This window comes from Polaromonas jejuensis NBRC 106434 (assembly GCF_001598235.1).
GTDB classification, from domain to species: Bacteria; Pseudomonadota; Gammaproteobacteria; order Burkholderiales; family Burkholderiaceae_C; genus Polaromonas; species Polaromonas jejuensis.
This window is the reverse complement of record NZ_BCYO01000019.1, coordinates 14,076-36,988: the sequence shown is the minus strand read 5'-3', so window position 1 is coordinate 36,988 and position 22,913 is coordinate 14,076. Positions and strand designations below refer to the sequence as shown.

The 22,913-nt window shown below is 63.2% G+C and carries 19 protein-coding genes; 2 read left to right on the top strand and 17 right to left on the bottom strand.

The genetic code is table 11. The annotated features are described in order from the left end of the window. The 7 genes from PJE01S_RS18140 to PJE01S_RS18110 form a co-directional block, all read right to left on the bottom strand. Positions 1-681 carry an SDR family oxidoreductase gene (locus PJE01S_RS18140; protein ID WP_068835054.1) on the bottom strand — a complete coding sequence of 227 codons (681 nt, stop codon included), beginning with the start codon at positions 679-681 and terminating at the stop codon, positions 1-3. Positions 682-747: 66 nt separating this feature from the next. Beyond that, positions 748-1,929 (bottom strand): acetyl-CoA C-acyltransferase, encoded by a 1,182-nt coding sequence (locus PJE01S_RS18135; protein WP_068835098.1) that lies wholly within the window; start codon positions 1,927-1,929, stop codon positions 748-750. An 11-nt stretch (positions 1,930-1,940) separates the two neighbouring features. After that, positions 1,941-3,755 carry a bifunctional isocitrate dehydrogenase kinase/phosphatase gene (aceK, locus tag PJE01S_RS18130; RefSeq protein ID WP_068835097.1) on the bottom strand — a complete coding sequence of 605 codons (1,815 nt, stop codon included), beginning with the start codon at positions 3,753-3,755 and terminating at the stop codon, positions 1,941-1,943. 8 nt (positions 3,756-3,763) lie between these two features. Continuing rightward, a complete protein-coding gene (can, locus tag PJE01S_RS18125; protein WP_068835053.1) occupies positions 3,764-4,432 on the bottom strand; it encodes a carbonate dehydratase in 669 nt (222 codons plus the stop codon). Between the two features lie 26 nt (positions 4,433-4,458). Continuing rightward, positions 4,459-5,706 carry an isovaleryl-CoA dehydrogenase gene (locus tag PJE01S_RS18120; protein WP_068835052.1) on the bottom strand — a complete coding sequence of 416 codons (1,248 nt, stop codon included), beginning with the start codon at positions 5,704-5,706 and terminating at the stop codon, positions 4,459-4,461. Positions 5,707-5,740: 34 nt separating this feature from the next. Further along, positions 5,741-6,184: a PaaI family thioesterase gene (locus tag PJE01S_RS18115; RefSeq protein WP_068835096.1), complete on the bottom strand. Its 444-nt coding sequence runs from the start codon at positions 6,182-6,184 to the stop codon at positions 5,741-5,743. Between the two features lie 63 nt (positions 6,185-6,247). Further along, complete coding sequence (locus PJE01S_RS18110) at positions 6,248-6,649, bottom strand: MerR family transcriptional regulator (RefSeq protein WP_068835051.1); 402 nt, start codon at positions 6,647-6,649, stop codon at positions 6,248-6,250. A gap of 116 nt (positions 6,650-6,765) precedes the next feature. Here PJE01S_RS18110 and PJE01S_RS18105 point away from each other — a divergent pair, with 116 nt between their 5' ends. After that, positions 6,766-7,860, top strand: a complete 1,095-nt coding sequence (locus PJE01S_RS18105; RefSeq protein ID WP_068835050.1) for an MBL fold metallo-hydrolase — start codon at positions 6,766-6,768, stop codon at positions 7,858-7,860. Between the two features lie 114 nt (positions 7,861-7,974). Here PJE01S_RS18105 and PJE01S_RS18100 read toward each other — a convergent pair whose 3' ends face one another. The 9 genes from PJE01S_RS18100 to PJE01S_RS18060 form a co-directional block, all read right to left on the bottom strand. After that, positions 7,975-8,634 (bottom strand): response regulator, encoded by a 660-nt coding sequence (locus PJE01S_RS18100; RefSeq protein WP_245660838.1) that lies wholly within the window; start codon positions 8,632-8,634, stop codon positions 7,975-7,977. A gap of 95 nt (positions 8,635-8,729) precedes the next feature. Beyond that, positions 8,730-13,424 carry a PAS domain S-box protein gene (locus PJE01S_RS18095; protein ID WP_068835049.1) on the bottom strand — a complete coding sequence of 1,565 codons (4,695 nt, stop codon included), beginning with the start codon at positions 13,422-13,424 and terminating at the stop codon, positions 8,730-8,732. A gap of 67 nt (positions 13,425-13,491) precedes the next feature. After that, the gene (locus PJE01S_RS18090) at positions 13,492-13,932 is read right to left on the bottom strand and encodes a response regulator (protein WP_068835048.1); all 441 of its coding nucleotides are present in this window, start codon (positions 13,930-13,932) and stop codon (positions 13,492-13,494) included. 123 nt (positions 13,933-14,055) lie between these two features. Then, complete coding sequence (locus tag PJE01S_RS18085; RefSeq protein ID WP_068835094.1) at positions 14,056-15,084, bottom strand: M48 family metallopeptidase; 1,029 nt, start codon at positions 15,082-15,084, stop codon at positions 14,056-14,058. 44 nt (positions 15,085-15,128) lie between these two features. Beyond that, on the bottom strand, positions 15,129-15,896 hold the full coding sequence (locus PJE01S_RS18080) for a lysophospholipid acyltransferase family protein (protein WP_068835047.1): 768 nt from the start codon (positions 15,894-15,896) through the stop codon (positions 15,129-15,131). Positions 15,897-16,021: 125 nt separating this feature from the next. After that, positions 16,022-16,594, bottom strand: a complete 573-nt coding sequence (gene gmhB / locus PJE01S_RS18075; RefSeq protein WP_068835046.1) for a D-glycero-beta-D-manno-heptose 1,7-bisphosphate 7-phosphatase — start codon at positions 16,592-16,594, stop codon at positions 16,022-16,024. Between the two features lie 101 nt (positions 16,595-16,695). Next, entirely contained in the window at positions 16,696-18,825 is a 2,130-nt protein-coding gene (glyS, locus tag PJE01S_RS18070) for a glycine--tRNA ligase subunit beta (RefSeq protein WP_068835093.1), read from the bottom strand. Positions 18,826-18,836: 11 nt separating this feature from the next. Then, positions 18,837-19,742, bottom strand: coding sequence for a glycine--tRNA ligase subunit alpha (gene glyQ, locus PJE01S_RS18065; protein ID WP_068835045.1), 906 nt, complete (start codon positions 19,740-19,742; stop codon positions 18,837-18,839). 82 nt (positions 19,743-19,824) lie between these two features. Further along, positions 19,825-20,793, bottom strand: coding sequence for a LysR family transcriptional regulator (locus PJE01S_RS18060; protein ID WP_068835044.1), 969 nt, complete (start codon positions 20,791-20,793; stop codon positions 19,825-19,827). A 154-nt stretch (positions 20,794-20,947) separates the two neighbouring features. Here PJE01S_RS18060 and PJE01S_RS18055 point away from each other — a divergent pair, with 154 nt between their 5' ends. Next, positions 20,948-21,721, top strand: a complete 774-nt coding sequence (locus PJE01S_RS18055) for an SDR family oxidoreductase (protein WP_068835043.1) — start codon at positions 20,948-20,950, stop codon at positions 21,719-21,721. Between the two features lie 81 nt (positions 21,722-21,802). Here PJE01S_RS18055 and PJE01S_RS18050 read toward each other — a convergent pair whose 3' ends face one another. Further along, complete coding sequence (locus tag PJE01S_RS18050) at positions 21,803-22,873, bottom strand: asparaginase (RefSeq protein WP_068835042.1); 1,071 nt, start codon at positions 22,871-22,873, stop codon at positions 21,803-21,805. Positions 22,874-22,913 lie beyond the last annotated feature (40 nt).

The window sequence follows — 22,913 nt, the reverse complement described above, 5'->3', positions numbered from 1 at the left end:
TCACCACGACGGGTAAGGCGTGCCATCGTGCTGCAAAAACTGGCCCTTGTGAGCCGGGGTCAGCGCAGCCAGCGTGGCACGCATGGCGCTCACGCTTTGCTGCACCGAGAGTGGCGCCTGCGGGCCGCCCAGGTCGGTGCGCACCCAGCCGGGACACAGCGCCACCATGATGGCGCGCGGGTAGTCGTGCTGGGCTGCGGCCACCGCCATGTTGAGCGCCGCCTTGCTGACGCGGTAGGTCCAGCCAAAGCTGGAGTCGACCGCGCCGATCTGCCCCATGCCGCTGCTGATAAAGGCAAATTTGCCGCCCAGGCCGTGGTTGGCGGCCTCGACCAGCGGGGCGACCTGGGGAATCGTTTGCATGGCGCCCAGCACATTGGTGTGCAGCGTCCGGTCGAATTCCTCACGGGTGGGCGGCGTATCGGCCCCGCCTTTGGCGTAGACCCCGGCCACGTAGAGCGCGACGTCGATCTTCTCGCCGTCGAGCTGCCAGGCCAGCCCACTGATGCTGGCCGGCTCGCTCACGTCCACGTGCAGGGGCTGCGCACCCAGCGCCTTCAGGCGCGCCAGGCCGGCCTCGTCGCGCGCCGTCGCGATCACGCGCGCGCCGGCCTCGAGGTACTGGCGCACAAACTCCAGGCCGATGCCGCGCGACGCACCGATCACCAGCACCGTGCTCATTTTATTTTCTTCATAGGGAAAATAGACCTGCAGCCCAGGTACTGATTGCGCATATTGCTATGCTATTTATAGCAACTCGACAGCCAGCGCCGTGCCCTCGCCGCCGCCTATGCACAGCGTGGCAACGCCCTTCTTGAGGCCGCGGGCCTTCAGCGCATGGATCAGCGTGACGATGATGCGGGCGCCGCTGGCGCCAATCGGATGGCCCAGTGCGCAGGCGCCGCCGTTGACGTTGACGATGTCGTGGCTGATGCCCAACTCTTTCATGGCGGCCATGGGGACCACGGCAAAGGCTTCGTTGACTTCCCACAGGTCCACGTCCTTCACGCTCCAGCCTATCTTCTTGAGCAGCTTTTGCACCGCGCCCACCGGCGCCGTGGTGAACCACTCGGGCGCCTGGGCGAAGGTGGCGTGGCCGACGATGCGGGCGATAGGCTTGGCGCCCAGTTCCTTGGCGGTGGACTCGCGGGCCAGCACCAGCGCGGCGGCGCCGTCGTTGATGGACGAGCTGGAGGCCGCGGTGATGGTTCCGTCTTTCTTGAAGGCGGGCTTGAGCGTGGCAATTTTGTCGAGCTTGACCTTGCCCGGGCCTTCGTCAATGGCAATCACGGTGTCGCCGGCGCGGCCTTTCACGGTCACCGGCGTGATCTCCGCCTTGAAGGCGCCGGACTCGGTGGCCGCCTTGGCGCGCTGCACGCTGGCGATGGCAAAGGCATCCTGCGCCTCGCGGGAGAACTGGTATTTGTCGGCGCACTGCTCGCCGAAAGTGCCCATGGCGCGGCCGGGCTCGTAGGCGTCTTCGAGGCCGTCCAGCATCATGTGGTCGTAAATGCGGTCGTGGCCGATGCGCACGCCGCTGCGGCCCTTGAGCAGCAGATGCGGCGCATTGGTCATGCTTTCCATGCCGCCGGCAACCACCACATCGCGGCTGCCCGCCATGAGCTGGTCATGCGCCAGCAAGGTGGCCTCCATGCCGGAGCCGCACATCTTGGAGAGCGTGACCGCGCCCGCACTGGCGGGCAGGCCGCCCTTGAAACCGGCCTGGCGCGCCGGCGCCTGGCCCTGGCCGGCCATCAGGCAGTTGCCGAACAGCACTTCATCGACCTTTTCGGGGGCCAGCCCTGAGCGCTCGATGGCGGCCTTGATGGCGGCGCCGCCCAGGTCGTGCGCCGAAAGGCTTGCAAAATCGCCCTGGAAGGCGCCCATGGGGGTGCGGGCGGCACCGAGGATGACGATGGAATCAGACATGGTGATCTCCTTCAAGTAATGGGATGGGATGCATGGCGGCGCACAAAGCGCTTGTCACGCTCATAGGGAAAGACATCGTGCACATGGCCGGCCTGGATGCGCTCCTTGTGGCCTTGCCAGAAGGCCGCATCGAGCAGGTCGGCATGGTGTTTCATGAACACCTCCCGCACGGCATCATTGCCGAGCAGGAAGGGACCGAAGGTCTCCGGAAAAACGTCCTTGGGCCCGACCGAGTACCAGACCTCGCCGCTCATTTCCTCTTCCTCATTGTGAGGCACCGGCACGCGGCGGAAGTTGCAGTCGGTGAGGTATTCGATCTCGTCGTAGTCGTAAAACACCACCTTGCCATTGCGCGTGATGCCGAAGTTCTTCCAGAGCATGTCACCGGGAAAGATGTTGGCCGCCACCAGGTCCTTGATGGCGTTGCCGTACTCGACCACCGCGCGTTCGATCTGCCGGCGGGCGTCGGCCTCGTCCAGGCCCGCGTCGAAGGCTTCCTGCAGGTAGATGTTGAGCGGGATCATGCGCCGCTCGATGTACAGGTGCTTGATGATGACCTCTTCGTGGCCATCGCCGTCGCGGTCGCTGATCTCCAGCTGGCTGGGCGCGAATTTGCGGATTTCCTCGATCAGCCCGTCCTCGAAGCGCTCGCGCTGGAACGCCACCTCGCTGTACTCCAGCGTGTCGGCCATGCGGCCCACGCGGTCGTGCTGCTTGACCAGCAAATACTTGCCCTTGATCTGCTCGCGCGTGGTGTCCTTCTGCGGCGGGTAGTAATCCTTGATGAGCTTGAACACATAGGGGAAGGATGGCAGGTCGAACACCAGCATGACCATGCCCTTGATGCCGGGCGCAATGCGGAACTTGTCGCTCGAGTGCTTCAGGTGATAGAGGAAGTCGCGGTAGAAAAGCGTCTTGCCCTGCTTGGCCAGGCCCAGTGCGTTGTAGATTTCATTGCGCGGCTTGCGCGGCATCAGCGAGCGCAGGAACTGCACGTAGGCACTCGGCACCTCCATGTCCACCATGAAGTAGGCCCGCGCAAAGCTGAACAGCGCCTGCAACTCGTCCTCGCCGAACAGCACGGCGTCGATCACCAATTGGTTCTGCTTGTTGTGCAGGATGGGCAGCGCGAACGGCAGCTCCACGAAGCCGTTGATGATCTTGCCCACCACATAGGCGCCCTTGTTGCGGAAGAACAGCGAGGACAGCACCTGGATCTGGAAGTTGGCACGCAGCTTGACCAGCGCGAGGCGCTCGCTGATCGCCTCCTGCACATAAGCGGCATCGCGCGACAGGTCCTCGAACTCGTGCTGCAACTGGAAGTTGTCGACGATGCGCACAAGGGTGGCCAGCAGGGTCTCGCGGGTCGGGTAATAGGCCCGGTAGGTGGGCCTGGCCGCGGGCTCGTCGTTCTCGATGTACTCGGTGCTGACGGCCGGCCGCACAAAGATGAAATCGTTGTGGAAATGCGTGCGGTGCAGGATTTTGGTGGTGACCGAATTGAAAAAGGTTTCGGCCAGTTCGGGCTGGTGGTGGTTGACCAGCAGGCCGATGTAGTGCAGCTTGATCTGCTGCCAGACGTCCATGGGCTGAGCGCCGGCCTTGAACTCCTTTTCCAGCCGCATGACGCATTCCTTGACCCGCAGGTCGTAGAACTCGATGCGCTCGCGCTGGGCGCGCTGCTGGCCGTGCCAGTCGGCGGTTTCAAAGCGGTGCTTGGCGCGCGCCGACTCGGAGCGGAACAGCTGGTAATGGCGGTTGAATCCGTCCATCATCGCTTTCGCGATGTCATAGGCCAGGCTGGAGTCAAGGCGCTGGGGAAACATGGTCAAGCCTATCGGCCCGGGCTGTTCCAGACGTCCCAGACGCGGTCTATCGCCTGGCTGTACAGCGCATCCAGCGCATCGGGGTTGGCAACGCTCATCTGCAAGTCCTGCAGCAGGCCGTCATGCACGCCAAAGGCCCATCCGTGCACCGTGACGTTCTGGCCGCGCGCCCAGGCATCGACCATCACGGTGCTGACCGACACATTCACCACCTGCTCGATCACATTGATGTCGCACAAGGCGTTGGCGCGCACCTCATCCGGCAGGCTGTCGAGCAGCTGGCGGTGCCGGTGGCGCACGTCCTGAATATGGCGTATCCAGTTGTCCGCAAGCCCGATGCGCGCAGCTTCCAGCGCGGCCTGCACGCCCGAACAGCCGTAGTGGCCCACGACCATGATGTTCTCGACCTTGAGCCGCTCGACGGCAAACTGGATGGCGGACAGGGCATTGAGGTCGGAATGCACCACCACATTGGCGACGTTGCGGTGCACAAACACCTCGCCCGGCTCCAGGCCGGTGATCTGGTTGGCAGGAACGCGGCTGTCGGAGCAGCCTATCCACATGTATTTGGGTGTCTGCTGCTTGACCAGGCTGGTAAAAAAGCCCGGCCGCTCGGCTTCCATGCGGGCAGCCCAGGCGCGGTTGTGACTGAAAAGTTCTTGAAGTGATGTGCTCATGGGTCTTATTTTCGCTCGCCTGGCGGTTACATGGTTTCAGCGAACAATTCCCGCCCTATCAGCATGCGGCGAATTTCGCTGGTGCCGGCCCCGATTTCATACAACTTGGCATCGCGCCACAGGCGTCCCAGCGGATACTCGTTGATGTAGCCATTGCCGCCGAAAATCTGCAAGCCCTCGCCAGCCATCCAGGTGGCTTTTTCGGCGCACCAGAGGATGACGGAAGCGCAGTCCTTGCGCACCTGGCGCACATGCTCAAGGCCCAACAGGTCCAGGTTTTTGGCCACGGTGTAGGCAAACGCGCGCCCGGCCTGCAGCACGGTGTACATGTCGGCCACCTTGCCCTGGATCAGCTGGAACTCGCCAATGCTCTGGCCAAACTGCTTGCGGTCATGGATGTAGGGGACGACGCTGTCCATCACCGACTGCATGATGCCCAGCGGCCCGCCCGTGAGCACGGCACGCTCGTAGTCCAGACCACTCATGAGCACCTTGGCGCCGCTGTTGAGGCCGCCCAAAATGTTTTGCGCCGGCACTTCGACGTTGTTGAAGACCAGCTCACCGGTGTGGCTGCCGCGCATGCCCAGCTTGTCGAGCTTTTGCGCGATGGAAAAGCCCTTCATGCCCTTTTCTATCAGGAAGGCGGTGATGCTGCGTGCGCCCCCGTTCGGCGACGGGCCGCCCCTAGCCGAGCGAGCCCCCCCGGGGGGCAGCGAAGCGTGGGGGCTGTCATCCATGGGCTCGGTCTTGGCATAGACCACCAGGGTGTCGGCATCCGGGCCGTTGGTGATCCACATCTTGCTGCCGTTGAGCAGGTAGTAGCCGCCCTTGTCTTCGGCCTTGAGCTTCATGGAGATCACGTCGCTGCCGGCGCCGGGCTCGCTCATGGCCAACGCGCCTACATGCTCGCCGGAAATCAGCTTGGGCAGGTATTTCCGGCGCTGCGCGTCCGTGCCGTTGCGCTTGATCTGGTTGACGCACAGGTTGCTGTGCGCGCCGTACGACAGGCCGACCGACGCGCTGGCGCGGCTGATCTCCTCCATGGCGATCATGTGGGCCAGGTAGCCCATGTTGGCTCCGCCGTACTCCTCGCTCACGGTGATGCCCAGCACGCCTAGCGCGCCCATTTTCGGCCACAGGTCCATGGGGAACTGGTCGCTGCGGTCAATCTCGGCCGCGCGCGGCGCGATCTCGGCCTGCGCAAATTCACGCACCGCGTCGCGCAACGCGTCAATGTCTTCACCGAGCTGGAAGTTGAGTCCTGGCATGTCCATGGCTTGTCTCCGGGGTTCTGGGTCAATAGAGGGGTCAGTAGGTTTTCGGGACGGGCACCAGCGTTTGCTGCATCACCGCGCAATCGCTTGGCTGGCCGCCGGCATCCTGGTGCACCACGTGGGCGGTAGTGACGATGATGCGTTTGCCCGCCTTGAGCACCTGGCCCGTGGCGCGTAACTCGCCGCCCTGGAAGGCGGCCAGAAAATTGATCTTGTATTCCACCGTGGTGACCTCCATGCCGTCCGGCGCCACGGTCAGCGCCGCATAGCCCCCGGCAATGTCGGCAAGCGCGCCCATGGCGCCGCCATGAAAGCCGCCCTGCTGCTGCGTGACGCGCTCCGAGTAGGGCAGCGCGATTTCACACAGCCCGGGCTCGACGCGCACCAGCCGCGCGCCCAGGTGCTGCATCAGGCCCTGACGTAAAAAACTCGTTTCGATGCGCCGGAACAGCGCTGACGGTGCGGAAGGTGCGTCCATGGGGAAGGCCATTTGAGGGATTTTGAGAGGCTTCTCTTGAATTGACGTTTACGTAAACGTCAATTATGAACTATTTCGCCTTTCAGCCTTGCCGAGCAGCGCCTTGGCCTCTTTTTCGTGGGTGCGAATCTCGTCCAGATTGGCCTGCAGGTCCAGCATCTGCGCTTCCAGCTTCTTGCGGTGCTCCGTCAGGACGGCGAGGAACTTCTTGAGTTGCGGGGCGGTGTCGCGGGGGCTGTCATAGGAGTCAATGATTTCCTTGGCCTCCACCAGCGAAAGACCCAGACGCTTGGCACGCAGGGTGAGTTTGAGCCGCGTACGGTCGCGCGCCGTGTACACCCGGTTGCGACCGCCAGGCCCCTCGCGCTGGGGCTGCAGCAGGCCCATGTCTTCGTAAAAACGCATGGCGCGTGTGGTCAGATCAAACTCTTTGGCTAGATCGCTGATGGTGTAAGTGGTGGCCATGATGAAAAGAAAAGCACAGGCAGCGCAAACGGCAGCGACAGCGCAAAGCGCGCGTCATGCCTACAATGCACCGCATATGACGTTTACGTAAACGTCAAATATACCGTGAATATGGCATGAATCTCCTCGAACAACAACTCGACTACCCCTTTGGCGAGACCCTGCCCCGGGCGGGCACGGCGCTGGAAATTGCGCCCGGCCTCCGCTGGATACGCATGGCGCTGCCGTTTGCGCTGGACCATATCAACCTGTGGCTGCTGCGCGATGAAATCGAGGATCCCCATGATGCGGGCCAAAAAATCCAGGGCTGGACCGTCGTGGACTGCTGCATCAGCCGGGAGGAGTCCAAGGCGCAATGGGAAGCCATTTTTGCCACCGAACTGGAAGGGCTGCCCATCCTGCGCGTCATCGCGACCCACATGCATCCGGACCATATCGGGCTGGCTTACTGGCTGTGCCAGCGCTGGAGCACGGCCAGCCATGTCTGCCGTTTGTGGATCAGTGCCACCGACTACCACTCGGCACGCCTGGGCTCGCAAAGCACCACAGGCTTTGGCGGAGACAGCGCCGCCCGGTTTTTTGCATCGCACGGCCTGACCGACCCCGAATCGGTTGAAAAAATCAGGGGACGGGCCGGCTACTACCCCAGCATGGTGCCCGAAGTGCCCGCCAGCTTTTGCCGCCTGATGGACGGCAAGGTGATCCGGATTGGCGGGAAAGACTGGCGCTGCATCAGCGGTTATGGCCACGCCCCGGAGCACATTGCGCTGCACTGCGATGAACTCAGATTACTCATCAGCGGCGACATGGTGCTGCCGCGCATTTCCACCAATGTGAGTGTCTATGACATGGAGCCCGAGGCCGACGCGCTCACCCTGTTTCTGGCGTCCATAGCCAAATTCATGCCGCTGGACAAGGACACGCTGGTCCTGCCTTCGCACGGCAAACCTTTCCGCGGGCTGCACACGCGCATTGGGCAGTTACAGGATCACCACCGGGACCGGCTGGAGGAGGTGATGCAGGCCTGCACGGCGGCGCCCTGCAGCGCGGCCGACATCCTGCCCATCATGTTCAGGCGCAAGCTGGACCTGCATCAAACCACCTTTGCGATGGGCGAGGCGGTGGCCCATCTGCACGCGCTATGGTTTGGCGGCAAACTCACGCGCCAGCTGGACAGCGGCGGGATTTATCGGTTCAGCGCGCCAACGTAGCGCCTCTCCAGACCAGCAGGGGCCGCGGAACCGGCTTCGCCGGGCCGCAGGCGCAGCGGCCCCCTAGGGGGGCAGGGAGTTACACGAAGTGAACGACCGTGGGGGCTCAATGCCCTAGCGCCGCCATTTCCGGTTGGCCGTCACCAATGCCGTGAGATACCCATGCAACCACTCAAAACTGACGGGTTTCTGAAGCAGGTGAGCATGTTGCGGCAGGCCGCCGCGCGCCTCAATGGCCTCGGCAGGCAAGCCGCTGATCACGATGATCTGCATGTCCGCCAGATGCAGGTTGCGCTTGAGGGCCTTCAGCATTTCGATGCCGTCCACGCCGGGCATGGACAGGTCCGTGATCAGCAGGTCCGGCCGCATGCTGGCAATGTCCATCAAAGCCTCCAGCGCCGACGGCATCCAGGTGCAATCCACCGGCAGATCCCATTCCTCTAACTGGCAGCGGTACAGCTCCCGGGTGTTCTCGTCGTCCTCGACCATCAGCACCCGCAGGCGGCTTTTGGGATCGGTATCCACCCGCGACAGTTGCGAGTTGTGCTTGGCCAGATAGGTATTGATGGACTGAAGGGCAATCCGGCGATGGCCGCCCAGCGTTTTCCAGGCATCGATTTCGCCTTTTTCAACCAGCGACTGCACGGTGGCGACCGACAAGCCCAGCAGCTTGGCCGCGTAACTTGTACCGCAGTAATCCTCGCTCGAAAAATCCGAGGCCGTGATCGCGGCTTCGAAGGATTTAGGCTCACGCGGCATGGCGGGCACCAGCATGGTTGAAATTCATCATTTACAACATTTTACTTATTCAAACCGTTTAGAAAAGTGCAAATAGAGGGTGAAAAGGGCTTTTCATGGTCACCTGGCGGTCAAACGCTCAAGACGGTGCGCGGCAGCGTAAAGAAAAAACATGCCCCTCGCCCCGGAGCAGCTTCGGCCCACAGCTTCCCTCCGTGCCGCCCGATCACACGGCTGGCGGTGGCCAGTCCAATGCCGGTTCCGGGGAACTCCGAGGCCGCGTGCAAACGTTGAAACGGGTTGAACAGCTTGTCGGCGTAGGCCATGTCGAAGCCAGCACCGTTGTCGCGCACGAAAAATACCGGCAATCCCGCGGCGTCGAATTTCTGGCCCACCATGATCTCGGCCCGAGCCTGCTGCGCCGTGAACTTCCAGGCATTGCTCAACAGGTTCTCCAGCACCACCCGAATCAGTCGTCCGTCGCCATGGGCTTGCAAGTCCGTTTCAATCTGCACCACCACATCGCGCCCGGGCTGGCGCGCCTGCCTTTCGCCCAGTATGCCGTGGGCCAGCGCCGACAAATCCACCGCTTCCTGCTGCAACTGGACACGCGAGACTTGCGCCAGCGACAGCAGGTCTTCAATCAACTGCCCCATTTGCGCCACGCCGGCCTGTATGCGCGACAGGTAGTGCTGAACCTTCTCGCTCTCATTGCCGGTCAACTGCTTGGCCAGCAGGCGACTGAACCCATCGATGGTGTTGAGCGGTGAGCGCAGATCATGAGACACCGAGTACGAAAAGGCTTCAAGCTCCTGATTGGACAGGCGCAAGGCCGCCTCAATGGCCTTGACCTCGGTGATGTCCGCGTCGATGCCCACCCAGAAAGCGACCTCACCCTGGCTGTCCAGCACGGGCGAAGCCCGGTAGGACATGGTGTGACAACTGCCGTCTTTGGCCAGAATGCGCCGGATGCCCACATACTGCGCCCGGTTCGTCATGGCCTCCTGCCACCCGGCTTGCACGCTGGGCAGATCTTCAGGATGAATGACGGCAAACCACTTGCTGCCCGTCCAGTCGTCCAGTTCGCCCCCCACCAGCTCCAACCAGGTGCGGTTGAAATAGGTGGCCGCGCCATTCGGCTTGGCGGTCCACACGAGCTGGGGCGCCTGCTCGGCCAGGGCCCGGAACAACGCTTCCTGGCGCGCCAGCGCGACGGTGCGCTCGGCCACTTTTTGCTCCAGCCCGGCATTGAGCTGGCTGATCTCTTCCAGCAGCTGGGCGTTTTCTATCGCGATGGACGCCAGCTGGGCGAGCTCCATCGCGACGTATTCATCCTGCTGCGTGAATTCACCCTCGTATTTGTCGGACAGCTGGAGCAATCCAATGTTTTTACCGGTTCGCCCCATCAGCGGTATGGCCAGCCAGCCCCGCATCGGGGGGCGCTTGCCAGCATCGCGGCCAAAACCCTGCCAGCGCGGGTGCGCTTCGAGTTCGGCTTGCGTCAGCCGCATGGAGCGGTTGTTCTCGCAGACCAGTGCGTCAATGCCGCTGCCATCCGGCAGGGCGATCCGCCCACGGTCATTCGCATATTTTTCGGATATTGACAGCGCATTGATGGCTTGTGTCCAGTCGCTGCCCACGGTAAAGCTCACCATCGACTGGTGCGTGCCAATCACCCCGCGCGCCTGCTCAGCGACCTCTTGCATCGTGCCTTCCAGCGTCTGGTGCCAGGTGATGGCCTGGGTGGCATCGGCCGCGCGCTGCAGCGTGAACAGATAGTCCTGCACGTCCTTTTCGGCCTTGACCTGGGCGGTCACGTCCATTACCACGACAAAGCGGGCCGCACGACCGGCATATTGAACGGGCCGAGAAACAATCGCCACGGGAAAGATCGCGCCGTCTTTGCGACGGTGCCGCGAGACCCTTTCCCGCTTTGCCGTGGCGTCCTCGCCCAGTTGCTCGCGCAAACGGTCATTGTCTTCCTCGGGGCGGATATCGAAAAGCGTCATCGACAGGAATTCGCTGGTCGAATAGCCGTAGCTTTCAACGGCCGCATTGTTAACCGTCAGAAACTGCCAGGTGGCGATATCGAGTACCCACATGGGCACCGGCGCGTCCTCGAACAGCGCCGCATAGCGCTGTTCGCTGTCGACGAGCGCCTGCTCGGCCAGCTTGCGGCGGGTGATGTCCCGCTCTACCGCCACCCAATGCGTGAACCGGCCCTTGGCGTCGGCAATCGGCACCATATCCAGTTCGATCCAGAACGCCTCCCCGTCCTTGGTGTAGTTGATCAACTCCGACTGAACGGGCCGCCACTTTCGAAGTGCAGCACCGATACGGTCCAGTTCGTGCCGCTGGGTTTTGGGGCCCTGCAAAATGCGCGGCGATTTGCCCAGCACTTCTTCGCGGCTGTAGCCTGTGCGGCGTTCAAAGGCCTCATTGACAAAAACAATGCGCGGGCCGGGCTCATCAAAAGGCTCGGCCTCGGTGATCAGCACGATATCGTTCAGGCGGGAAACGCAGGTTTCCAGCAAGCGCAGATGCGCCTGCGACTCATGCTGCTCGGTGATGTCCTGCAGGACACCGACCAGCCTCACCACCTTGCCATCCTGCAACAGCGCGCGCCCCTGTGTGCGAACCCAGAGGCGCCGCCCCATCGCGGTGATCAGCGGCAGTTCCATGTCCCAGGGGCTTGCATGTTGCAATGCGGCATCCACTGCGGCCCTGAGCACGGGCTGCGCTTCCGGCGCGTAAAAGCTTATCGCGGCCTCAACGCCCAGCGCCTCCGAGGAGGGGGCCAGCTCATGAATGCGATAGACCTCGTCAGACCAGTACGGCGTCATCGTCTCCAGGACCAGTTCCCAGCCGCCCACCCTGGCCAGCGCCCCGGTGCGGTTCAGCAATTCGGTATTGCGGGCAATCACCAGTTCTGCGCGCCTGCGTTCCGTGATCTCCTGAATCACCCCGGTACGGTACAGCGCCTGGCCCTCGCCGTTGGTCTGCAGCCGCTCATACTGGTGCATCCACCGCGCTTCGCCTGCCGGCGTGATGATGCGGTACTCGACATCCATGGGCAGACCGGCTTGCGCCCCTGCGTAGCGCTGCTGCTGCAGGTAGCGCTCACGATCTTCCGGATGAATGAACTCAAGCAATCTCTCGGCATGGCCATCGAAGGCTCCGCGCGCCACGTCGTACAAGTCGTAAACCTCGTCGGATACCCACAGTTTTTGGGTCCTGAGATCCAGCTCCCAGATGCCAATGCGCCCCAGACGCTGCGCGTCCAGCAGCCGGCGCTGCGTCTCGCGCAACTGGGCATAGCGCCCGGCCTGCTCCTGCTGGAGCCGGTCAACTTCGGTGATATCGGCAAATATGCACAGCGCGCCCACAATATCGGCGCCGCGATGCATGGGGCGGTAGCTGCAACTGAGCAAGCGGCCTTGCGGCACCCTGTCGTTTCGCATGAGGATATGCATTGGCCCGCCACTCTCCCCCTTCAAGGCCTTGGCCAAGGGCAAATCCTCGCCGGGAATCAGCGTCTGGCTACCCGGCACAAAAAAACCTTGCTGCTGGGCCCACTGGGCGGACAGCGTCCTGGTGCGATCGTCGATCGCAAAGATTTTTTGGGCCGGCTCATTGATCAGCAGGGACCGCCCGGCCGTATCGACCGCGACCAGGCTTTCGTGCATGCTGTTGATGGTCAACTCCAGCGTCGAATAGGCCTGCCGACTTCTTTCAAGCTCAATCCCGAGCTGCCGCTCACGCTGCTGCAGCGAGTCGGCCATCAGGTTGAAGCCGTCTGCAATGACGGCGAACTCACTTCCGCCATACAGCGAGCGGCTCGGGATGCGCACATCCAGATCGCCACCGGTCAGCCGGTGGGTCGCCTGCAGAATCTGCCGTGTGGGGGCCACAATGGCACGCCCGCCAATCGCCCAGGCCAGCCCGCCGCCCAGAAAGGCCAGCAGCGCCAGCGCGGCCAGCTCCAGCCCCAGTTGGCGCTGGCTGGGTCCGACGACCAGGCTGCGGTCCATGCTGACCGCCACCAAAAGCGCCGTGTCCGCCAGCGGGCTGCTGGGCATATAGGCCCACAGCCGCTGCTGGCCCTTGCCATCCGGACCTTCGCGCACCCCCGGGGTCATGGCTTTCGCCGCTTCCTGCAAAATCGTGCTGGCCACTCTTTGTCCCATCTGCAGCGGCAGGTTGGATGTCCCCGCCAGCAAGATGCCATGGCGGTCATGAATGCCTACCGCGGCGCCGGGTGGCAGCCGGAGCGCGGCGACCGACTTGGACATCTCGTTCAAGTCAAGCCCGGCATAGGCCACGAAGGAGACGCGGCCGTCCCCATCGAGCGCCGGCAATGCATACGTGATGGACGGCTTGCCCGTCAAGCGCCCCACGATGTACTCGCCGGCCACAAAGCGGCGGCGCGCGACGGCATCGCGAAAGTAGGCGCGGTCCCCCAGGTACCCCGGCGGGCCGCTGACGCCGTTGCAGCGCGCATAGCCGTCCGCCCCAACAATGCCCAGGTTGGCGTAGCCGGGAAACAGCTGCTTGAGCTCAGCCAGATAACGGTTGCAGCGAAGCACCTTGCCGTCCCGGATATCGGGCACATGGGCAATGGCCGTCAGCAGCTGGTGCGCCGTCTCGGTCATCCGCTGCTGGCTTGAGGCGGCCAGCGAGACGGTAAATTGCAGTTCGGTCAAGGCCCGCGCCACGGCGGCATCGGCGTTGAGCCAGGCCTTGAACATGGACAGACCGAACAGGGGCACAATCGCGGCCACCACCAGGATGACGAGTCGGGCCCGCAGCGTGATCTGAATCTTCATCTGGCCATTATTTCAGGTGGCCCCGCGCTTGACCCGACGGGCCAGTCACCGGGCACGCAACAGTCCCTCAAGCGGCCGCGATGGATTCATTGACACCCAGCCAGTAAGCCTGCAAGCCATTGAGCTTTTGGGTGAAGGTCCCGAAATCGACCGGTTTGCGAACAAAGCCGTTGGCCCCGCTCTGGTAGCAGGCCTTGATGTCGGACTGCTCACTGGAAGACGTCAGCATGACCACCGGCACAAAGGCGGTGAGGGGATTCATGCGGATGCTGCGCAGCACATCCAGCCCCGACAATTTGGGCAGCTTCATGTCGAGCAGGATAAAAGAGGGTTGCTTCTGGGTATCACGGCCGGCGCAGCGGCCCACGCCAAACAGATATTCCAGCGCTTCTGCTCCGTCGCGAGCGACGGCGATCTCCGCAGCCACCCCCTGCTCTTCAAGAGTCAGCACCGTCAACTCGAGGTGATCGGGATTATCTTCAACGACGAGAATCAGTTTGTCATTCATGGTATTTCCGGCGGGGGCTTACTACTTTTTTACTCGGTGTCTTTCGTTTTCATACGGGCAAGTCGCCATGGACATTAGAACTTACGACCTCCTTTCAGTAAAGGCCGCGACCGCGGCAACGCCTCACCACCGGGGAATGGCCTCGTCCTTGAGCTGGCCACGCAATTCGGCATAGTCGGGCACCACCGCGCGTACCGTGTCCCAAAAGCGCGGGCTGTGGTCCATGACGCGCAAATGGCTCAGTTCGTGAACCACCACATAGTCGATCACGGATGGCCGGAAATGCACCAGCCGCCAGTTCAGGCGGATGGAGCCGTCCGAACTGGCGCTGCCCCAGCGCGTTCCGGCGCTGGACAGGCTGAGCTTGCGCCACTGCACACCCAGCTGCGGTGCGAAGTGATTCAGCCGCTCGGCAAAAATCCGCTTCGCCTGCCGCATCAGCCACGCCTGCACCATATCGCGGATTTGCTCGGGCGTGGCACTGCGGGGCAAACTCACCTGCAAAGTCTGTAACACAACGTTCAATAGCGTGACATTGTGCGTATCCGCGTTGGCATGAAGCCACGCTTCATCCGGGCGCTTCTGGAGTTCGGCCCCCACGCCGCCGAAAGCATGGCGCGAATCGATCACCACCCGCACCGGCTCGCCCAGAAAAGGGAAGGTCGCACCGTCCTTCCAGTCAATGCGCGCGGATTCGAGCCGATCGTGTCGCGCGCGGGTCTCGTGCAGCTTCTTGAGGATCCAGCCCGACTTTTCGTGCACCGCCTTATCGATTTCGTACAGCGGCACCCACTTGGGCGCGCTCACCACCAGCCCCTCGGCACCGGCCGTAAAACCGATGGTGCGGCGCTTGCTGCGCCTGAATTCGTAGGCCACCAGCACGCCGTCAAGCAGGGCCTCGCGCGTGGCCAGCGGATGGCGAAAGGTGGCGGGCGCCAGGGCCTGCTGCAGGGTCTGAAGAGGCAGCGGGTCCTCGGCCCGGGGGCCGGGCGCAGCGACCTCTGACGGCGCGCTCTCAGCTACGGTTTCGATAGCAGGCGGCGCCGTCTCCTCCTGGGCTGCAGGCCTGTTTTCTTTAAACTCCGGGGCCTGGGCAGGGGTCGCAGGCTCCGACTCAAAGAGGTCGAGCGTGAACTGGAGTAGCCTTTGCATCATGGCCTGGCTTGACGTTGCGCCGCTGCTGTGGGACCAGGCACTCAGGCGGCGGACTTGACGATGGCGGCAGCGCGATCCACATAGGCCTCGGGGTCGAGGCGGCGCATCTCGGCTTCAATCCAGTTTTCCACCTCGCGCATCAGCTCATCCGGCCGGCGGCCCAGGCTGGAGATCGGTTTGCCGATCGAAAAATCCACCACGCCCGGGGTCTTGATGAAGGCCTTGCGCGGCCAGCATTTGGCCGAGGTCACGGCAATCGGAATCACCGGTGCGCCGGTTTCAATCGCCAGCCGGGTGCCGCCGGACTTGTAAACGCCCTTCTGCCCGCGCGGAATGCGCGTGCCCTCGGGAAACATGATGACCCAGGTGCCCTGGCTCATCAGGCGCTTGCCCTGCGCCACCACCTTGCTGAAGGCCTGGGTCCGCTGGCTGCGGTCGATGTGGATCATGTCCATGCGCGCCATGGCCCAGCCGAAAAACGGCACGTAAAGCAGCTCTTTCTTGAACACATAGGCCAGCGGATGCGGCATCAGCGTGGGCATGCAGAAGGTCTCCCAGGTGCTCTGGTGCTTGACCAGCAGCACCGCGGCACTGGTTGCGCCGGTGGGCAGGTTTTCCATGCCCGTGACCCGGTTCCTGATGCCCAGAATCAGCGTGCCGCCCTTGACCGCCACGCGCAACCAGCCCGCGCACATCCAGTACATGGTGGTGCTGCTGACAAACAGCGAGGCAATGATCACGAAAAGGGCCCACGGGATCACCGTGATGGCCATCCACAGCATGTGCAGGATTGATCGAATCAGGGGCATGGCAGGTTTTCCGGCAGTCGGGTTGGTGGCGTATTCAAGGTTGAAGCGCTTGCTGGCTCAAACCCATGGGCGCATGGTTTTCAAGGCTGCCGCCCTTATCAGGCGGGCACCAGATGCTATTGTTTTCATATCGCCACCGGCAAGGACCGGGCGCTGCGCTCCAGCAGGAAGTCCGCAAATGCCGACAGGTCCTGGTGCAGCAGGGTGCCCGCCGGCAGGCCATCGGGCTGGCCGCCAGCGCGGTACCTGGCCGATTTGCCGGTGAGCACCAGATGCGGCTCGCAGCCCGCGCTGGCACCCGCCAGCAGATCGCGCACCGAATCGCCGGCGGCGGGCACGCCCTTGAGTGGCACGCCAAAACGCTCACCAATCTGTTCAAACAGGCCGGGCAGCGGCTTGCGGCAATTGCAGCTTTCTTCCGGGCTGTGCGGGCAGTAAAACACCGCATCCACCCGCCCGCCCACAGCGGCCAGCAGCTTGAACATCTTGGCGTGCATGGCGTTGAGCGAGGCCACGTCAAACAGGCCGCGCCCCAGCCCCGACTGGTTGGAGGCGATGACCACATGCCAGCCCGCATGGTTGAGCCGGGCAATCGCCTCCAGCGCCCCGGGCAGCGGCACCCACTCCTCGGGCGTCTTGACGAAATCGTCGCTGTCGCTGTTGATGGTGCCGTCGCGGTCGAGGATGACGAGTTTCATGGTGCTTCGCTTTGAAAATCAGGCGGCCAGCCGCCGGGCCGCCGCAAGGCAGGCCAGCCCCCTCGGGGGCAGCGACGACACGAAATGGTAAGCGTGGGGGCTCATGTTGCCAGTTTGGAGAGGTCGGCGACGCGGTTCATGGCCTGGTGCAGCGTGGCCAGCAGGCCAAGGCGGTTGGCGCGCAGCGCCGGGTCTTCGGCGTTGACCATCACGCCGTCGAAGAAGGCATCGACCGGCGCCTTGAGCGCGGCCAGGGCCTGCAAATTCGCGGTGTAATTGCCGGCAGCCCAGGCAGTATCGGCCTGAGGCGCTACCAATTGAAGAGCGCTCGCGAGGTCTTTCTCGGCCGCCTCGGCCAACAGGGCCGCGTCGACCCTGGCCTCGACCAGGCCGTCGGCCTTCTTCAGGATATTGCCCACCCGCTTGTTGGCGGCCGCCAGCGCCGGGGCTTCGGAAAGGGAGGCAAAGGCACGCACGGCCGCCAGGCGCTTGGCCACCTCACCCAGACGCTGGGGACGCAGCGCCAGCACGGCATCCACTTCCTGGGCGCTGTAACCCTGCTCGCGCAGGCTGCCGGCGAGGCGGTCGTAAATGAAGTCCACCAGGGCCGCAGAAGCGTCCTGAATCTTGTCGCCAAACGCTGTGCCAGCGCCGGTTACCAGTTCCGTCAAACCCAGCGGCAAATCCTTCTCGACCAGCATGCGGATCACGCCCAGCGCATGGCGGCGCAGCGCAAACGGGTCTTTGTCGCCGGTCGGCAAATTGCCGATGCCGAACATGCCGACCAGGGTTTCCAGCTTGTCGGCCAGCGCCACGATCACACCCACCTCATTGCGCGGCAGTTCATCGCCGGCAAAGCGCGGTTTGTAGTGGTCTTCGATGGCATCGGCGACCTCGGCGGGCAAACCATCATTGAGCGCGTAATAGCGGCCCATGATGCCCTGCAGCTCGGGGAACTCGCCGACCATGTCGGTCACCAGGTCGGTCTTGGCCAGTTCCGCCGCACGCTGAACGTTGGCCACCAGTTGGGGATTGAGGCGATTGGCAATCGCCTCGGCAATCGCCCGCACGCGCTGGATTCGCTCGCCCTGCGTGCCCAGCTTGTTGTGATAGACCACCTTACCCAGCCCCGCGACGCGCGAGGCCAGCGTCTTCTTGCGGTCCTGGTCAAAGAAGAACTTGGCATCCGCCAGGCGCGGGCGCACCACGCGTTCGTTGCCGCCAATCACGGCGCTGGCGTCGTCGGGGCTGATGTTGCTCACCACGAGGAACTTGTTCGTGAGCTTGCCCGCCGCGTCGAGCAGCGGGAAGTACTTCTGGTTGGCCTTCATGGTGAGGATCAGGCATTCCTGCGGCACCTCCAGGAATTCCTTTTCGAACGCGCAGACCAGCACGTTCGGGCGCTCGACCAGAGCCGTCACCTCATCGAGCAGGGCGTCGTCTTCGATGGCTTTGACGCCGCCGCCGACCTGGCTTGCGGCGGCCGCCAGCTGGCGAACGATCTCGGCGCGGCGCGCGGCAAAGCTGGCGATCACGGCGCCGTCTTGTTGCAGCGCGCTGGCGTAGCTGTCGGCATCATTCAAGACCACCGGATCGAGCAAGGCCTCGAAGCGATGGCCGTGGGTGCTGTTGCCGGCTTGCAGGCCCAGCACCTCAACCGGCACCACCGCACTGCCATGCAAGGCCACCAGGCCGTGCGCGGGGCGCACAAACTTCACGTCGCTCCAGCCATCGGCCAGCTGGTAGGTCATAACTTTGGGAATCGGCAATTTGGCAATGGCTTCGAGCAGTGCCGCTTCCAAGCCCACTAGCAAGCTACCGCCAACCGCTACGCCACGCAAATACACGGCGTCAGTTTTTCCATCGTTCTGAACTAATAGGCTATCCGGCCCATCGATTGCATTCGGCCAGAGGTCTGCCAAGTGGCCTCGCCCCGCCTTACCCAGCCTCTTGCGAAACGCCTCAGTCGGCTTTCCATCTTTAATGGCGACCGCGAGTGGCATTAGCTTTTCGATAAGTTCTTTATCAGCACCTCGCTCAAGCACATGCGTGATATGCGCTGCCAGTCTGCGGGGCGATGCAAACGAAGTCAGGACTGAGTCGGCGGAGGTCAATCCACGCAACTTGAGTTGCTCCAGCAGCACGCTGGCAAAGGCTTCGCCCAGCTTTTTGAGCGCCTTGGGCGGCAGCTCTTCGACAAACAGTTCAACCAGCAGGTTTTGGGTCATCATCGTCATCGCGCTCACGCCGCCTTCTTCGTCATCTGTTCCACCCATTCGCGCGGCGCCAGGGGGAAACCCAGGCGTTCACGGCTTTCAAAATAACTTTGCGCCACGGCGCGCGCCAGGTTGCGGATGCGGCCGATGTAGGCGGCACGCTCGGTCACGCTGATGGCGCCGCGCGCGTCCAGCAGGTTAAAGCTGTGCGCCGCCTTGAGCACCTGCTCGTAGGCCGGCAGCGCCAGCTGCGCCTCTATCAAATGCTTGGCCTGCTTCTCGTGCGCCGTGAAGGCGGTAAACAGGAAGTCGGCGTCGCTGTGCTCGAAGTTGTAGGTGGATTGCTCGACCTCGTTCTGCTTGTAGACGTCGCCGTAGCTGAGGCCCTCGGTCCAGGTCAGGTTGTAGACGTTGTCCACGCCCTGCAAATACATGGCCAGGCGCTCCAGGCCGTAGGTGATTTCGCCGGTGGCGGGCTTGCAGTCAATGCCGCCCACCTGCTGGAAATAGGTGAACTGGGTCACTTCCATGCCGTTGAGCCAGACTTCCCAGCCCAGGCCCCAGGCGCCCAGCGTGGGGTTTTCCCAGTCGTCCTCCACAAAGCGGATGTCATTCTTCTTCAGGTCAAAGCCCAGCGCTTCGAGCGAGCCCAGGTAAAGCTCGAGGATGTTGGACGGCGCCGGCTTGAGCACGACCTGGTACTGGTAGTAGTGCTGCAGGCGATTCGGGTTCTCGCCGTAACGGCCGTCTTTCGGGCGGCGGCTAGGCTGCACATAGGCGGCCTTCCAGGGCTCGGGCCCCAATGCTCTTAAAAAAGTAGCGGTATGTGACGTCCCGGCGCCGACTTCCATGTCATAGGGCTGCAAAAGGGCGCAGCCTTGTTCAGCCCAGTAGGACTGCAGCTTCAGGATAATTTGCTGGAAAGTGAGCATAGGAATGGGTTGAAAGCAAAAGCGCGGCGCCTGTTTCGGCGCCGGGGGAGCAAGGCCGCACCCGGCGGCATCGCTAAACCATTCATTTTACGCGGCGATGACGCACAGGCCGCGCGGGCGTTGTGGCCGGCGATGCCGGGGCCGATGGCACGTACCACGCCGGCGCAGCCTTGAAAGCCTCAACCAGGAAATCCACCATGACCCTGACTTTGGCACTGAGGTGGCGGCGGCTGGGGTAAACAGCCAGCACGTCGATGTCGGGCATGCGGTAGCCGGGCAGCAGGGGAAGCAGCCGCCCTTGCTGCAAATCGCTCCCGACCAGGAAGGCCGGCTGCCAGATGATGCCCTGCCCCGCCAAAGCCGCTTCGCGCACCGTGTCGCCGTTGTTGGCGTGCATGACGCAATTGACCCTGACGGCGTGCGGGCGGCCTTCGCCGTCCACAAAGCGCCATTCATCGGCCGTGGCCGCGTAGGTGTAGCCAATGCAGCGGTGCGCTGCGAGATCAGCCGGCACCTCAGGCCGGCCATGCTTCTTGAGGTAGGTGGGCGCCGCGCAGACGATGTTGGCCGACGTGGCCAGCTTGCGCGCGGCATGGCTGACAGGCCCCGTGCGCGAGATGCGGATCGCCAGGTCGTAGCCCTCTTCCACAATGTCCACCACCCGGTCGCTGAGCGCAATGTCGAGCTCCACATCCGGGTAGCTTTGCATGAAGCGCGGCCACAGCGGCGCCAGGTACCGGATGCCAAAGCTCACGGGCGCATTGATGCGCAAACGCCCGCGGGGCTGCAGGGTGGCCGACGAGGCCAGCGCCTCCGCGTCGGCGACCTCTTCCAGAATGGACTTGCTGCGCTCGTACAGCGCCTCACCGCTTTCCGTCAAGGACAGCTTGCGTGAGCTGCGGTTGAGCAGGCGCGTGCCCAGATGGGCCTCCAGCTCATTGATATAGCGCGTGACATTGGCCGGCGAGGTGTCCAGCGCGTCGGCGGCACGCGTAAAGCTGCCACGGCCCACCACCGAGGCAAATACCTCAAACGCACGCAAGCGGTCCATGCCAGCCTCGTTGATTCATAAAAGATGAACGATTAAAACACTTTTCAGGTCTTCTTCTTACAAAAGATGGCTCGTACATTGGCTTCATCGGCGGGCACATGAGGCCAGCCGACCCGAAAACCCTCTCCATCAACCGACACCAGGAAACCTTGAAATGACCACACTCACCACCTCGGCAGCAAAACGCTTCGACAACAAAACCGTGCTCGTCACCGGCGGCAACAGCGGCATTGGCCTGGCCACCGCGCTGCAGTTTGCCAGCCAGGGCGCCCGCGTCATCATCACCGGCCGCGACCAGGCGACGCTGGACCAGGCCAAAGCGCAGTTGGGCGCCCATGCCATCGCCCTGCGCAACGATGCCGGCGACAGCGGCTCCGCCAAAGCGCTGGCCGGCGCGCTGAGCGCCCAGGACATCACGCTGGACGCGGTGTTCATCAATGCCGGCGTCGCCAAATTCGCGCCGCTGGAGGGCGTGGACCAAGACCTGTGGGACCAGACCTTCAACGTCAACGTCAAGGGGGCTTTCTTCGCGATCCAGGCGCTGTCGCCGCTGCTGAACACGGGCGCGGCGATCATCCTGAACGGCTCCATCAACGCCCACATCGGCATGCCCAACTCCAGCGTCTATGCGGCCAGCAAGGCCGCGCTGATCTCGCTGGCCAAAACGCTGTCGGGCGAGCTGGTGGCCCGCGGCATACGCGTCAATGTGGTGAGCCCCGGCCCGGTGCAAACGCCGCTCTACGGCAAGCTGGGTGTGCCTGCCGACCAGCTCGATGCGCTGGCGGCCGGCATCCAGGCGCAAATACCATTGAAGCGCTTCGGCACGCCCGACGAAGTGGCCAGCGCGGTGGTCTACCTGTCGTCACCTGAAGCGGCATTCATCGTCGGCACCGAGCTGATTGTCGATGGCGGCATGAGCCAGCTCTAAACGCGGCCCTGAGCGGCCAAAACGAAACACGGGCGATGCCGGCCGGCGGCATCGCCCGTGTTTTTATGGCAGATAAAAAGCTCAGTACTGCCAGAAGATCCGCTGCAGTTCCTTGCTGTCCATGGGTTTGGTCAAGGCCACGGCGGCCAGGATGCGCGCCTTTTGCGGGTTGAGGTCATGCGCCACCACCCAGTCGTACTTGTCGTCGGGCTGCTCGGCATTGCGCAGCACAAAGCCGTCGGGCACGCGCGAGGAACGAATGACCTGAATGCCCTTGGCGCGCACATCCTGCAGCGCGGGAACGATGCGATCGGCCACCGAGCCGTTGCCGGTGCCGCCGTGGATCAGCGCCTTGATGCCCGACTTGCCGACGGCATCCAGCGCGGTACGCGATACGTTGCCGTAGCCGTAAACGATTTCAACCGGCGCCAGCGCCTCGAACTCGTCGATATTGAACTCGGATTGCAGCGTGTGGCGCTTGACCGGTGCGCGGAACCAGTAGTTGTTGCCTTCCACGACCATGCCCAGCGGGCCCCACTGGCTCTTGAAGGCCTCGGTCTTGATGTTGGTTTTTTTGGTCACATCGCGGCCACTCTGGATTTCGTCGTTCATGGTGACCAGAACCCCTTTGCCGGCGGCGTCCTTGCTGGCCGCCACGCTGACGGCGTCATACAGGTTCAGGGCGCCGTCGGCCGACAGCGCCGTGCCGGGCCGCATGGAGCCCACCACCACGATGGGCTTGCTGGTGCGGATGACAAGGTTGAGGAAGTAGGCGGTTTCCTCCAGCGTGTCGGTGCCGTGCGTTACCACAATGCCGTCCACGTCGGCCTGCTTGACCAGCGCCGAGACGCGCTTGCCCAGCTTCATCAGGTTGTCGTTGGTAAAGCTTTCAGAGGCGATCTGCGAGACCTGCTCGCCTTTCACATTGGCCACATTCGCCAGTTCGGGCAGGCCCGCCAGCAATTTGTCGACCGGCACCTTGGCGGCCGCATAGGTCGCGCTGTTAAGGGCCGAGGCACCGGCGCCCGCAATGGTGCCGCCCGTGGCCAGGATCACGACGTTGGGCTTGGCGGACTGCGCCGCAGCCAGGGTGGTCAATGCGGCCAGCCCCAGTCCGGCCACCAGGTTGATGAGCTTTGATTTGAGTTGCATGCGATGTCTCCGCGAGGGATTGAATTCAGCCAGGTTTGCA